Origin of the sequence: Rhodococcus sp. 14-2470-1a, from assembly GCF_002259425.1 — a bacterium.
Classification (GTDB): domain Bacteria; phylum Actinomycetota; class Actinomycetes; order Mycobacteriales; family Mycobacteriaceae; genus Rhodococcoides; species Rhodococcoides fascians_E.
The window spans coordinates 22,266-36,328 of sequence record NZ_NPFZ01000026.1 but is presented as its reverse complement, the minus strand read 5'-3'; the positions used below and the strand labels follow the sequence as shown (position 1 = coordinate 36,328).

Annotated in this window: 9 protein-coding genes; 3 read left to right on the top strand and 6 right to left on the bottom strand. The window is 66.2% G+C overall.

All coding sequences use genetic code 11. The features are described from left to right. Positions 1-41: 41 nt before the first annotated feature. From CH292_RS14315 to CH292_RS14305, 3 genes are read right to left on the bottom strand one after another with little or no spacing between them, the layout of a single operon-like run. Positions 42-4,241 carry a lipid II flippase MurJ gene (locus CH292_RS14315; protein ID WP_256978136.1) on the bottom strand — a complete coding sequence of 1,400 codons (4,200 nt, stop codon included), beginning with the start codon at positions 4,239-4,241 and terminating at the stop codon, positions 42-44. Beyond that, positions 4,238-6,643: a DUF6049 family protein gene (locus tag CH292_RS14310; protein ID WP_094655072.1), complete on the bottom strand. Its 2,406-nt coding sequence runs from the start codon at positions 6,641-6,643 to the stop codon at positions 4,238-4,240. The genes CH292_RS14315 and CH292_RS14310 overlap by 4 nt, the downstream gene beginning before the upstream one ends. Then, a complete protein-coding gene (locus CH292_RS14305) occupies positions 6,643-7,206 on the bottom strand; it encodes an NUDIX hydrolase (protein WP_026347790.1) in 564 nt (187 codons plus the stop codon). The genes CH292_RS14310 and CH292_RS14305 overlap by 1 nt, the downstream gene beginning before the upstream one ends. Before the next feature lie 177 nt (positions 7,207-7,383). On the opposite strand from CH292_RS14305, the gene CH292_RS14300 reads away from it, so the two are divergent. Then, positions 7,384-8,853, top strand: coding sequence for a CCA tRNA nucleotidyltransferase (locus CH292_RS14300; RefSeq protein ID WP_037160653.1), 1,470 nt, complete (start codon positions 7,384-7,386; stop codon positions 8,851-8,853). 32 nt (positions 8,854-8,885) lie between these two features. On the opposite strand, the gene CH292_RS14295 is transcribed toward CH292_RS14300, so the two are convergent. Together CH292_RS14295 and CH292_RS14290 are read right to left on the bottom strand one after the other, a co-directional pair. Beyond that, positions 8,886-10,169: an MFS transporter gene (locus CH292_RS14295; RefSeq protein WP_019665078.1), complete on the bottom strand. Its 1,284-nt coding sequence runs from the start codon at positions 10,167-10,169 to the stop codon at positions 8,886-8,888. A gap of 25 nt (positions 10,170-10,194) precedes the next feature. Continuing rightward, the gene (locus tag CH292_RS14290; RefSeq protein WP_094655071.1) at positions 10,195-11,127 is read right to left on the bottom strand and encodes an NAD-dependent epimerase/dehydratase family protein; all 933 of its coding nucleotides are present in this window, start codon (positions 11,125-11,127) and stop codon (positions 10,195-10,197) included. Between the two features lie 148 nt (positions 11,128-11,275). Between CH292_RS14290 and CH292_RS14285 the strand changes: the two genes are divergently transcribed. Both CH292_RS14285 and CH292_RS14280 read left to right on the top strand, forming a co-directional pair. Next, positions 11,276-11,983, top strand: a complete 708-nt coding sequence (locus tag CH292_RS14285) for a TetR/AcrR family transcriptional regulator (protein ID WP_094655070.1) — start codon at positions 11,276-11,278, stop codon at positions 11,981-11,983. Positions 11,984-12,030: 47 nt separating this feature from the next. Then, positions 12,031-12,639: a YqgE/AlgH family protein gene (locus tag CH292_RS14280; RefSeq protein WP_019665081.1), complete on the top strand. Its 609-nt coding sequence runs from the start codon at positions 12,031-12,033 to the stop codon at positions 12,637-12,639. A 4-nt stretch (positions 12,640-12,643) separates the two neighbouring features. Here the strand turns inward: CH292_RS14280 and CH292_RS14275 are convergent, their stop codons facing one another. Further along, complete coding sequence (locus CH292_RS14275) at positions 12,644-14,047, bottom strand: glutamate decarboxylase (RefSeq protein ID WP_094655069.1); 1,404 nt, start codon at positions 14,045-14,047, stop codon at positions 12,644-12,646. Positions 14,048-14,063 lie beyond the last annotated feature (16 nt).

Below are 14,063 nucleotides of genomic sequence, written 5' to 3'. Positions count from 1 at the left end.
CAAGCATTCTGCAGGTGAGGGGAGATCCCGCAGACTGTTCGTCAGGATTGTGCGGTGAACCCGAAGTCCGCAATCGACGACTGATTGCGGCCGCTGTCCGAGCTCAACCCGGTGATCCACAGCAGAACGTGGCTTGTCGGCTCGCTGACCTGCAGCGGGATATCGGTCACTCCACTACCCAGAGTTGCCTGACCGATCACGGTGGTGTCGCTCAGACTCGGCGAATCGCTGGGTGCGGACCTGATCTCGACGACCGTTCCCGGTGACGGGGAATTGACGAACGCGCTGGTGAGCACCTGTGACGACGGGAGCGTTGCGATCAGGCCGACACCGTCCTTGAGCGACGGGAACGGCTGGAAGTAGGAGTCCGTCGCCCAGACGGTCGACTGGTCCCCGTCGATGGCATTGGATGCCGATCCGGCGTTGTCCGCGCTGCCCTGCGGCGAGAACACCTCCACCGAATCGATTGCCACCGGGCTCGACGCCGGGGCCGCAGGACCGGGCGCACCCGGTGCGGGCGGTGCCGTCTCCTCGGTGGTCAGACCGAGGGCTTCCTGAGACGTCAGTGGCTCGTCCGAGCTGCCGCCCGCGATTAACGTGAACAGCCAGTACCCCGCGAATCCCAGCACGACCACCGTGAGAACGCCCAGCACCGCCAAGGCGATGTTGGTGCGACGGGACCGCTCCTGCTGCGCCGCCATCTCCTCCGGATCGGCGAGCGAATGGCCGGATGCACCGGGTGCCCGCTGTCCGAGCCTCAATGCGGGCATCAGATCGGTCTTGTCGTTGACGACGGCTGCCTGGTCGAGGACATGCTGAACCGTCGCGGCGGTCCTGATGCCACTGTTCTGCTCGAGGGCACGCACCGCCACCGCGGAGATCTCGAACGGTACGTCCGAACGGACTCGGCGTGGCTCGACGGCGTTTCCGTTCGAGTCGCGATCTGCGGGCTTCATGCCGCCGACCGATCGAGGCTGCCCGCCGGACGAGGCGTCGACGAGGGGCCAGCGCGCCGTGATCAACGCGTACAACATCGCGCCGAGACCACGGACGTCGGAACCTGGATCGGCGTCGGCCAACGTTGCCGGGAACGCCAGAACGGCGTTGCCGCTGGTGCTGATACGGACGCGGTCCGGATGGTCGATCGACAGTGCGCCGCCGCTGCGGTGGGCAGCCTCGGCCGCGGCCGCCAATGCCTTGATGGCCCGTGCTGCACCCGTCGGCGACGGAACGGTGTCCGCCATCTCGCGGAGCGAGCGACCCGGAGTCCACTCGGCGACGACGATTCCGCCGGAACTTCCGCGCACGACGTCGAGCACGCGTGCCAGGCCGGGGGAATTGATGCGGCCGAGGCGCAGTGTGCGGGACAGGATGGCCTGCGGACCCTCGGGGCGGTCAACCGAGACGTCGGTCGATTGCTGCTCGGAGTCGACGAACGTCAACGCGACCTCGCGGTCCAGCTTGACGTCGTGCGCCTGCCAGAACTTGAGGCCACGTGCACCGCCGTGCGGTGCCAGCAGTCGATAGCGGCCACCGGCAACCGAAGCGCCGGGGATCAGCTTCGGACCGCGGAGCGAACGCGGGTTCTCGGTCGGGGCACCGGACTTCACCGGCGTCACCTCGGCAGCCGGAGCGTCCTTGGCCGGAGCTTGCTTGGCCGGAGCCTGCTTGGCTGGGGTTGCGGCCTTCTCGGCCGATTCCGCGCCTGCTGCGGACGTCGATTTCTCGGTTGCATCTTCAGCCGTAAAGGCTGTCTCGGAGTCCGCTGTCGCGGCCTGCGGTGCCTTCGAAGTAGGTGTCTTGCTCGCTGCCGGCTCGGCGGCAGCAGGCGTCGAAGCCGACTCGGACTCGGCCGCGGTCGCACCCTTGATCAGAGACGTCTTCTCGCCGGCGCTCTTCTCGGAAGCGGGCTTGTCGGAATCGGGCTTGTCGGAATCGGGCTTGTTCACCGGGAGCTTGGCTGTGGCAGTGCTGTCGGACGACGCTGTTGTGGTCGGCTCGGTGGAGTCCGACGATGCGGCCTGCCGCTCGTCCACCTCCACGCCACCTTGTGCTCGGTCGCCGCCCTTGTGTGCGGACTCGGCCGGCCCCCCAGCCACTTCGTCGTCGGTCACTCTCACTCCTTCACGCGTGTATGCCCCGGGTAGCCCCATGCGCCCGCCGGGTTCAGGCAGGCGCGACGAGGACGGCGTCCCGGTCCGCCGACGTCCAGGGTACGGGAGTCGGTCGGGTGCAGTGTCCCATGCAGAAACAGAACTGACGACCGGTATGGAATCGGGATGTGCTGGGACGACGGGCTCGGGGGCGGGCGCTGACCTTTTCAGGACGCGGTCGACGATTCTGCGGATCGCGACGGTGACGGCCAGGACTTCCGGGATGCGTCCGAACCACAGGATCCCGAAGGTGATGCCGAGCATCAGCACTGCGCAGATGCCGACGCGGACGATGGCACCGATCATGCCGAACGGTTCGGTGAGGCCACCGAGATCGACGATTCGGTCGATCGCGAGCATCGCCGTCCCGCCTGCGGCCGACGCGATCAGAACCATCCAGATCGTCTTGCCGACGTTCGCCATGCGGAGATTTCCGAGGCTGCGGTGCAGCAGAAATCCGCCGATACAGGCGCCGACGACGAAACCGATGCCGTTGGCGACACCCAGCCACAGCACGACCTGCTCGTCCGAGCTGGCGACGACCGGGGCGAGCGCGGACAGGGCGATCTTGATTCCGGTGATGCCGAGGATGATCCACGTCGGTGTCCAAGCCTGTTCACGGGCGTAGAACACGCGGAGGTGGATCAGCACCAGGGCGTACGGGATGAGGGTGAAGGCCGACCAGCTCACCGCTTCTCCCAATCGCGGTGCCTCGTCCTTGAAGTTGCCGAAACCGAACAGAGCTTCGCCGACCCACGGGCCGGTGAAGGTCAGGAACACGACGATCGGCACCAGGGCGACCAGTGTCAGGCGAGTCGCGACGGACAGGTCGTCGACGACGGCCGGCGTGTCACCGTTGGCGGCGTTGCGACTCAGTCTCGGCATGATGGCCGTCAACACCGTCACGCCGAGGATGCCGTACGGCAGTTGCAGCAGGATCCAGGCCTGTGAATAGATGGCCGGGCCTGCTTCGTCGGCGCCGGCGGAGATGTTCGTCGCGAACACCAGGCCGACCTGGCTGATGACCACGTAGAGGACGATGGCGGCGGCCATCCCACCGAAGGCCTTCAGGCGGGCGTCGAATCCCCACAGTGGTCGTAGGTCGATCTTTTCGCGCCGCAACGCCGGGATCAGAGCCGCGACCTGCGTCACCACACCGGCGGTGACGCCGAGGCCCAGGATGAGGATGTGCGGATCGCTCATCTCGACCGGATTCAGCGTGATCTCGCCCGGGACGAAGAAGTAGAGGGAGAAGACACCGAGCACGATCAGGTTGTTCCACACCGGTGCCCATGCGCCGGGCCGGAAGTTCTGGCGGGTGTTCAGCACGGCCGTCAGCAGGCCGGACAGTCCGTAGAAGAGGATCGCGGGGAGAACCAGGAAGGACAGCGCGGTGGTCAGGTCGCTGCTGACCTTGGCGTCGTCCTTGATCAGGACGCGCGAGAGGAGGGGCGCGCTGATCGTCGCGGCGACCGATACGACGAACAGCATCGTGAACGCCAACGTGAAGAGCCGACGGATGAAGGACGCTCCCCGATCGGGGTCCTCCATCTCGGCCCGGACGAGGACCGGTACGACGATCGCGGTGAGGACTGCGCCGAGCACCAACTCCGAGATCATGTTCGGCAGGATCGTGGCGGCGGTGAACGAACTCGCGATGGCTCCGCCGAGGATCGCCAGCATGATCATCTGCTTGAAGAAGCCGGTGATACGGCTGACGAGCGTCGCCACCGCGATCGAACCGGTGGCGGCGAGCAGGCTCTTCTGCGGTTTCGGCTCGTCCATCTGCGGCGGTGCCGCCTCCGGCGGAGGGGGCTGCGGATAGTCCTCGTCGCGGAATCGCGGGATCAGCTGGGTGACCGAGTTGTCCGGGGCAGGGCCACCGTCGGGGGACGGCGGTGCCGGGTAGCTCCGCATCTCCCGAGGCGGTACCGCGGTCCGTCCGTCGCGTTCCCACGGCGCAGGCCTCGGCGGCTCGGTGCGTCGGAAAACCTGAGCTGCGGGCAGCCGTTCGCGAGGCCCGCCGCCGGCGGGCGGCGCTCCCTTATAGGGCAAGTTTCCCGAATACGGGAAGTCGCTACCCGTCATGGTCGTTCGTACCCTTCGTCTGCAGGATCCGGCTGACCCTTGAACCGATGCCACAATCTGCGGCCGGCGAGCAGCAACAGAAGGACCCCGGCGCAGGCGGTGATGATCGCCAACGCCTGTCCGTACGCGTTCGACCGTACGGACACCGTGGACGCTTCGCCCAATTGTTGGCCGTCCAGAGTGGTCAAGGAGAAGTCGACGGCGAGGTTTCTGCTGTCGTCGACCTGGGCGGGCACGGTGATCGTTCGACTTCCGCGCGCCGGTAGTGCCATCGCTCCGACGTCGCTGACGGTCATCTCGGGGGGAGCGTCGACCTTCAGCCGAACGTTGACCCCGATGGGGAGATCGTTGCGGGCGACCAACAGCAGCGGGCTCTGCTCGGACGCCAGGGTGTAGACGCCACCGGGAGCCAGAACCGTCACGGCTTCGAAGGTGGAGTTCAGCCCGGCCTCGGACGTGTCCAGACGGATTCGAGCCGTGTTCGACGCGGCCGCCGGGTCCACCGATCGGTCGGCGGTCCCGATGGCACGCAGCAGGTCCTCACGTAGCGGTGCAGTGAACCGGCGCGGCGTCAACACCGATTGGGGGTCCTCGACGAGCGATCCACGCAGCGCCTCGATGCGTTTGCTCTGTGCGCGAATGCGATCCTCGAGGTTCTGGTCCCGATCGCTCACACTCGTCGTGACGGTCTCGACGGGCAGCCCGGTCGGTTGCTCCTCGGCCAGCTCGGTGAACGGGCGCGGCGTCGCCAGACCGGTCCGGAGCAGCGAGGACACCGTGCCGAGAATCGCATCGGGTTCGTCACCGCCTGCCGTCCAGTACTGAGGCGGAGCGATGGTCAGTGCTCGAGGAGCGCCGTCGGGCGGCGTCAACGCGTGGTACGTCACCGCGCCGAGCGCATCCTGCAAGCGAGCGGTCCGCGAGTCGCCGGCCAGGTCGTACCGCTGGTCGTCGGGCGTGAAACGCGGCGTCGACGGATCCGTCCCGACGCCGGCCAGAGCCGTCGCCGTCGGGCCGTCGAACACGGTCGCGTTCAGCTCGGCTGCGACGGTGGTGTCTCCGACGACGCGGGCCACGGCCCCCGCGGCTCCGGGAGCGATGCTGTTGTCGGCGACGAGCGCGGTGCGTTGGCCGACGGACCGCACCGTCGCCGCGCCTGCCTCACCGAGTTGACCCGTCGAACTCCACACCACACCGCGTACCGACGTCACGCCGAGGATCGCGTCGACCACCTCGGCCGGCGACTCGAGGGCGGTCGACGCCAACGACGCGTCGCCCACGTTCCCCAGCGTGTCCAGATCCACCTGCGCGAACGGCAGCGCTGTCACGCACATCGATTCGGTGAGGGTCTCGAGCCGCGACAACCATGCCGTCGCTGCGTCGCGACCGTTGCCTTCCCTGCTCGGTCCCGCAGGATCGGCGGGATCGGCGACGACGAGATATCCGCGCGTCATGTTGGAGACGGTGACCAGCAGGTCCGGATCCACCGCGATGCAGAGGCTCTGTGCGAGCTTGCCGCCCGGGTCGACGTCCGACGCGGTCGCCGATTCCACTGCCTCCAGAAGTTGATCGAGCCGTCCGCCCGACGCCAACTCACCGGCAAGATCGTCGTCGACGAGTCGAACCCTGTCGTCGATCGAACCCGGAATGCCCGCCGCGAGGCGAGGTTTGTCCGCCAACGGCCACAGAACCGTCGTCGCCACCGGGTCCGCGGTGCTCGGCGGCAGCGGGACGGCGTCGGGAGCCATCGGGTCCGGCACCGTCGGATCGCGTGGAACCCCGGTGACCGGGAGCAGGAAGCGGGCGTCGTCGAGCCGCGCCGTTCCGCCGTACTCCGGCGTTCCGTTGGCGTTGAGAAGCAGCGGATACACGCCGGGGCGGTCGATGCCCAACGACGGAGACTGCGTTCCGCGAAGCGGCATCGACACCGTGAACTGAGCGCTGGCGCCCTGCTCGAGACTGTCCGCGACGACCTGGAATTCACCGACGTCGGCGTACTCCTGCTGATCCAACGACAGCGACGTCCGAAGCTCGTCCGGTGACTCCACAGCGTCCGCGCTCTGCATACGGACGCTGATGTCGTCGACCCGGCGGTCCCCGGTGTTGCGGACAGTGGCGCGCACCGTCACGAACGGCTCGCTCGTCGTCGTCACCGTTCCGGGAGCAACCGCGTCGATCGACATCTCGAGAAACTGAGTACCGCGCGTCGTCCGAGGAAGATCGGACGCCGACGACTGATACGTGACGGTCCCGTCCTCGCTCTGCGAGCTCTCCGATGGATCCTGTGCGGCTGGATCCTGCGCGGCTGGATCCTGTGCAGCAGCAACACCGGTCCCCAGCAGCAGCGACGCACCGAGAACGAGCACCGACGTCGCTGCAGTGATCCTGGAACGTAGCGCCATCACTGCTTGCCGACGGGCGTTTCGGGGTCGTTCGTCTCGCCGCTCATACCGTCTATAAGGCGGCTGGCGATGGCCGCCAACTTCCGTTCGTCCGCGTACGCCAATCGCGAGTTCAGTTCACTCAGCGGGACCCACGCCACTTCGGTGACCTCGACGTCCTCGTCGGAGAGTTCACCACCCAGAAACCTCAGCAAGTAATGGTGCACGGTCTTGTGGACGCGACGGCCCTCCGTCACGAACCAGTAGTCGATACTTCCCAGCGACGCCAACACCGAACCCTGGATACCGGTCTCCTCGGCGACCTCACGCATCGCCGTCTGCTCCGCCGTCTCGCCCTGCTCGATATGCCCCTTCGGCAGCGACCACAACAACCGGCCCCGACGATCCGTTCTGCCGATCAACGCCGCGCAACGCTGCGCAGGCGGGCCGTCCAGCCCATCCACCACCAACCCACCAGCAGACGTCTCCCGAACCGTTCGAAGCCGCGGTTTGTCCGTCTCGGCACGCGAATTCCGCCGCCGCGGGTTGCGGCGGCTCCTGTTCGCACGTTCGCCAGCAGACACCCAACCAATACTAGAGGGAAAGAACCAATGCTTCGGGCTGCCATTCCGAGCTCGTTCCGCGGGCTCCACTCGCGGCCATTCCGAGCTCGTTCCGCGGGCTCCACTCGCGGCCATACCGAGCCTGTTCACGTGGGGCCCTTCCCCCGGTCGGACCGCCTGCTAATAGGCTCTGTCGACGTGGCCGAGAAGTCTCCTGTTCCCCAGCAGCCCGACGTGTCCGCCGACCGTCGCGCACGATTGCTGGCGTCGGCTGCCGTGTCGTTGAAAGAACTGTCGGACATCCTGACGCCGCTGGCCGGTCGGTTCGCCGCCGAGGGACATGAATTGTTCCTGGTCGGCGGCAGTGTGCGCGACGCTGTGCTGGGTCGGCTCGGCACGGACCTCGACTTCACGACCGACGCCAGGCCTGAGGTCGTCCAGCGGCTCCTGACCGGGTGGGCCGACAATCAGTGGGACACCGGTATCGCGTTCGGCACGATCAGTGCGGCGAAGGGCGATCAGCTGGTCGAGATCACCACGTTCCGCACCGATTCCTACGACCAGGTCTCGCGTAATCCCGAAGTTCGGTACGGCACCAGCCTGGAAGAGGACCTGGTTCGTCGTGATTTCACCGTCAACGCGATGGCCGTTCGTCTCGGCGCCGATGGCTCGCAGGAGTTCGTCGACCCTCTCGGCGGCATGGACGCACTGCTCGAGGGACTGCTGGACACTCCGTCGACCCCGGAGAAGTCGTTCAACGACGACCCGCTGCGGATGCTTCGCGGCGCACGGTTCGTGTCGCAGCTCGGGTTCGCGCTGATGCCGCGGGTGCACCAGGCGATCACGGAGATGGCCGGTCAGATCGAACGCATCACGGCCGAGCGTGTTCAGGTGGAGTTGGACAAGCTGATCCTCGGCGAGTTCCCGCTCGAGGGTGTCGACGTGATGTGCGAGACGGGATTGGCCGGGTACGTGCTGCCCGAGGTACCTGCGATGAAGCTCGAGATCGACGAGCATCACCAGCACAAGGACGTCTACTGGCATTCGTTGACGGTGCTGAAGCAGGCGATCGAGCTGGAGGACGGTGACCCGGACCTCGTATTGCGCTGGGCTGCACTGCTTCACGACATCGGGAAGCCGGATACGCGTCGGCACGAGCCGGGCGGAGGCGTCAGCTTCCACCACCACGAGGTAGTCGGCTCGAAGATGGTGCGCAAGCGGATGCGCGCGCTGAAGTACTCCAAGAAGATGATCGACGACGTGTCGCAGTTGGTGTTTCTGCACCTCCGTTTCCACGGATACGGCAAAGGTCAGTGGACGGATTCGGCCGTGCGCCGTTACGCCACCGACGCCGGAGATCTACTTCCCAAGCTGCACAAGCTCGTTCGCGCCGACAGTACGACGCGTAACAAGCGTCGGGCGGCGGCACTGCAGGCCACCTACGACGATCTGGAACAGCGGATAGCCGCCCTGGCGGCGCAAGAGGACCTGGCGCGGGTTCGTCCCGATCTCGACGGCAACGCCATCATGGAACTTCTCGGTATCCCGGCGGGCCCCGAGGTCGGCAAGGCCTGGAAGTTCCTGAAGGAGCTCAGACTCGACCGAGGTCCCCTCCCCCGCGAGGAGGCGGAGAAGGAACTGCTGGCCTGGTGGAAAAACGTCCTGTGAGTTGAAATGTAGGCCAGGGCCTACATTTCCACTCACCTGCGGAGTATCGCTACCACTCCCACCAGGTACACCGCGGCACCAGCCAGGACGACGACGTGTGCAGAGGTTTCACCAGCGAGGTCGGTGGTGTCCGGACCGACGACGAACGCCGCGACCGCCAGAGCGGCGACGAAGAAGATGTTGAAGACGGTGTCCTGCAGGGCGAAGACACGTCCGCGGTGATCGTCGTCGATTTCGGTCTGCATCGATGCGTCGCCGGTGAGCTTGATCGTCTGGCCTGCGACACCGAGCAGGAACGCGCCGATGAGCAGGCTCGTCTGAGTGAGGGTGTTGATGAACGTGACCTGGACGATCGCGGCGGCCGCGAGAGCCACCATGATCGAGCGAACACGGCCGAATCGTGGCAGAACGAACGGCGTCAGCAGGGCAGCGACGAACATTCCGGCTGCCGTGGCGCCGACGGCTATGCCGAATCCGGCGAGTCCGCCGGGCAGGGAACTCGACGTGGTTTCGCGCAGGATGAGCACCATGACGAGGGTGTCGACGCCGAACACGATTCGGTGGGCGCCGATGCCGGTCATGGCGGCGGTGACCGTCGGCGATCTCCAGACGGCCACGGCACCGGATCCGAGTCCGTGGGCGATGTCCACCGCGGCTTTCATCGCGCCGTGGTCACCACGCTCGGGGAGTGTTTCCGGGCCGAGTGACCTACGTGCGAATCGAGCGGCGGCGACGGTGCCCACGATCGAGCCCGACGCTGCCGCGGCCACGGCCATTCCGGAGCCGAAGTCTCCCGCCCCGACGTATCCGATGATTCCGACGGCTGCGCCCGCCCCGGCAGCGGCGAAGCCGGAACCGATGGTGGCGAGGAGGGAGTTCATGGGTACGAGCCATTCGGTTCGTACGACGTGCGGGAGCGACGCCGAGACGCCGGCGAGGACGAATCGGCTGAGTCCGACGGTGGTGAGGGCAAGCAGTAGCAGGGGTGTCTCACCGCCGCCGACGCAGAGCAGGGTTGCGGTGACGGCGATGAGAACGATGCGAAGTACGTTGGCCCACAGTACGACTGCGCGGCGATCCCAGCGGTCCAGCATGGCGCCTGCGAACGGGCCGATGACGGAGTAGGGGACGAGGAGGACAGCGAACCCGGCTGCGATGGCAGCCGGATTCGATTCCCGCTCGGGGTTGAACAGGATGGCGCCGCTGAGTGCGGCTTGGAAGAGTCCGTCGCCGAACTGGCCTGCGAAACGAATGGCGGTGAGCTTGCCTGCGCCCGGCGAATCGCGCAATCGCGCCAGGAATGTCGTCTCGCTCACTCGCTGAACTTTAGCCTGACGTACTTTACGAGGTCGGAGTCAGCTCCTCGGCGTTCCACCATGCGACGGTGGCTGCGGTGCCGTCGTCGAGCGGGGTCGGGTGAAGGCCGAGGAGTGTGTCGCTGCGCGTGCTGTCCAGGACGTAGGGGTACTGGAACTGGTACAGCGTGTCGCCCAGTTCTTTCATCTGCCCGGGTACGACGCCCAGCGCTCGGACGATCCATGCCGGGATCGCGGTGACGGTGGGTGCGGGTACTCGGGCGGCGTCGGCGAAGAGTTCGATCATGCGTCGTTGCGTGACGGCAGGTGCGGTGGGGGCGTGCAGGAACGTGTTCCACAGGTCTTTCCTTGCTCCGGCGGCGATCATCGCTGCGGCGAAGTCCGGTATGTAGGTGAAGGAGTGGGGTACGTCGGCCTTCGCGATGACGCTGACGGATTTGCCTGTCGTGACCTTGGGGACGATTCGTTCGCCCATGTGCGACGTCCTCACGCGAGGACCGTAGAAGTCCGATGCGGCGACGCTGACGGTCGGGGTGCGGTGGGCGTCGCGGGCGGCCAACAGGAGGGTTCGGACGCCCAGTTTGCGGTGAGTCGCCGTGCGTGGCCTGTCCTCTCGGATGGGGCCGACGACCTTGCCGTAGGAGTACAGACTTTCGGGGAAGACGACGACGGTTCCGGCGGCGGCGTCGAGCACCCGTTGTTCCATCGCGGGGAGCTTCTCGCGCCAGACCTTGTTCTCGTAGGCGACGTGAGTGCAGAGATAAATGGCGGTGGCACCGGCGAACTCGTCGGTCAGGTCGTCGGTCTCGATGTCCACTCGGTGACGTTCGACGGCCGGGTGTTCCGGGCCCGATCCGGACCTGGTGAGGATCCGTACCGAATGTCCCTGTGCAGCAAGCTGTTCTGCAACGGTCCAGCCCACCGGTCCGGCTCCGATGACGACGTGTAGCTGGTTCATGGTGTCTCCCTCGTTCGAAATGTGAGCACTGCTCTCTGTTCTCTCCAGTGTGCACTCGTCGGCTGGGAAAAGCAAGAGCAGTGCTCTCGTTTCTGGCGGGACGGTTTCGCCGCCGGGTACGTGTCGGCCGGGCCGATACTGTGAATCCATGCCGACCACGCCCCGCGCTCGAGCGAGACAGCAGACCCTCGCCGACATCACCCGTATCGGACGGGAGCATCTGGCTGCCGACGGTGCCGCGGCGTTGTCACTGCGCGCAGTCGCCAGGGATCTGGGTGTCGTGTCCTCGGCGGTGTACCGGTACGTCAAGAGTCGGGACGAGCTGCTGACCCTGCTCGTCGTCGACGCGTACACCGAGCTCGGCGACGTCGTGGACGAGGCTGTCGACGAGGTCGCCGGTCCCTTCGAGAAGTTCCTCGCGCTCGGTCGGGCGGTCCGTGGGTGGGGGCTGCGGGAACCGGCGCGGTATGCGCTGTTGTTCGGAAGCCCGGTGCCCGGATACAACGCTCCGGCCGAGCAGACGACCGGTCCTGGTACGAGGGTGATCGTCAAGCTGGTGTCGATTTTCGATCAGGCGTGGACCGCGGGAACGCTGGCGGAACGTACGGAGCCGGTGTCGCTGGCTGCGCTGAGCCGGAATTTCACGGACGTTCGTAACGAAATGGGAACGGAAATGTCCGACGAGGTGATCGCTCGCGGAGTTCTGGTGTGGGCGGCACTGTTCGGTGCCGTCAGCTTCGATGTGTTCGATCAGTACGGTTCGGACACCTTCAGCAGCCGAGATGCGTTGTTCGAGTACCAATTGGCGAGCCTGGCCGAGCTCTCGGGGTTCGATGGGGCGCCGAACAACACCTGAGCTTCCTTGCGTTACATCCGTAGGTGCGCGGTGCCACAATGTGTTGCATGGCGGCGCATGCGGAAGAACCCGAAGACCAGACGGCACCGGCCCCGCAATCGGTGCGACCGGGGAGCTTGCTGGTGTCGTCGATCGAGCTGGTCGAGCCCACGTTCCGGCGCACTGTCGTGTACGTCATCGAGCACAACGACGCAGGCAGCCTCGGTGTCGTGATCAATCGGCCGAGCGACACCGCGGTCCAGAACGTGTTACCGCAGTGGACCGACCTCGCGGCACGTCCGAAGGCCCTGTACGTGGGCGGTCCGGTGAAGAGGGATTCCGCTCTCTGCCTGGCGACGGTGAGGACGGGGGTGGACATCGACGGGATCGCCGGGGTGCGCCGCGTCGACGGTCGGGTCGTCATGGTGGATCTGGATTCGGATCCGGCCGACATCGCGCCGCACGTCGAGGGGGTTCGCATCTTCGCGGGGTATTCCGGCTGGACGCTCGGGCAGCTGGAGGGCGAGCTGGAGCGGGACGACTGGATGGTCGTCTCCGCCCTCGCCTCCGATGTCATCGGTCCACCGAAGATCGATCTGTGGGCCCACGTGCTGCGTCGTCAACCCCTGCCGCTGGCGATGCTCGCCTCTCACCCGATCGACGTCGACCGCAACTGAGGATTCAGTGCGCGAAGTGGGTGGCCGACGAGTGTCCACCTCCTGCGGCCGATGCGTCGAGTTGATCGATCACCTCGGTGATGGCGCCGCACAGCAGCCTGCCGAGGTCTGCGCTGAATCCCTCTCGCACGACGATGCGGAGCACCGCTACTCCGGTGGCGTCGTCCGGCATCGTGTACGCGGGAACCTGCCAGCCGCGTGCGCGTAGTTCGTGGGAGATGTCGAACACGGTGTACTCGCGGTCGCCGGCGAGTTCGAATGCGACGACGGGGATGGCGCTGCCGTCGGTGATGACGTGGAACGCGGGATGCTCGGACAGGTGACCGGCGACGCGAACGGCGGTGTCGCGCAGTGCGTGCATGATGTCGCTGTATCCGGAGCGTCCGAGCCGGAGGAAGTTGTAGTACTGGCCGATCACCTGGTTGCCGGGGCGTGAGAAGTTGAGGGTGAAGGTCGGCATGTCGCCGCCGAGGTAGTTCACCCGGAACACCAGGTCCTCGGGTAGGTCCTCGCGTGTCCGCCACACCGCGAAACCGATTCCGGGATAGGTCAATCCGTACTTGTGACCGCTGGCGTTGATGGATTTCACCCGCGGTAGGCGGAAGTCCCATTCGAGGTGGGGATGAAGGAACGGTACGACGAACCCGCCGCTGGCCGCGTCGACGTGGACGGGGACGTCGGGTCCACCGGACGCGGCGACGGAATCGAGCATCGCGCAGATCTCCGCCACGGGCTCGAGTTCGCCGGTGAAGGTGGTTCCGAGGATGGCCACGACGCCGATGGTGTTGTCGTCGACGGCATCTCGAACCTGCTCCGGGGTGATGACGTACCGCCCCGGTTCGACGGGCAGGTACTTGGGTTCGACGTCGAAGTAGCGGCAGAACTTCTCCCACACGACCTGAACATTGCTTCCGAGAACCAGATTGGGACGCGAGGTGTCGCTGCGGCCTTCGCGCCAACGCCATTTCAGGGCGAGGCCTGCGAGCATGACCGCTTCGCTCGATCCGATCGTCGACACTCCCGTCGCGGACTTGGAATCCTCCGGGTCGAGTCCGGGCGCGTGGAACAGGTCCGCGACCATGTTGACGCAGCGTTCCTCGATCGACGCCGTCGCCGGGTACTCGTCCTTGTCGATCATGTTCTTGTCGAACGTCTCGGCCATCAACTTCTCGGCCTGCGGGTCCATCCAGGTGGTGACGAACGTCGCGAGGTTGAGGCGGGAGGAGCCGTCGAGCATCAGTTCGTCGTGGATGAAGCGGTACGCGGCTTCGGGGTCGAGTTGCTCGTCGGGGAGCCGAAGTGCGGGGATGGGATCGGTGGCGAGTCTCCCGGTGTATGCCGCGGCGATGACTCCGCCTGGGTGTTTGCCTGGCTTCGACAACTCTTTCCGCACGTCGATCCTCCACATTCTTCGTCTGTGGTGC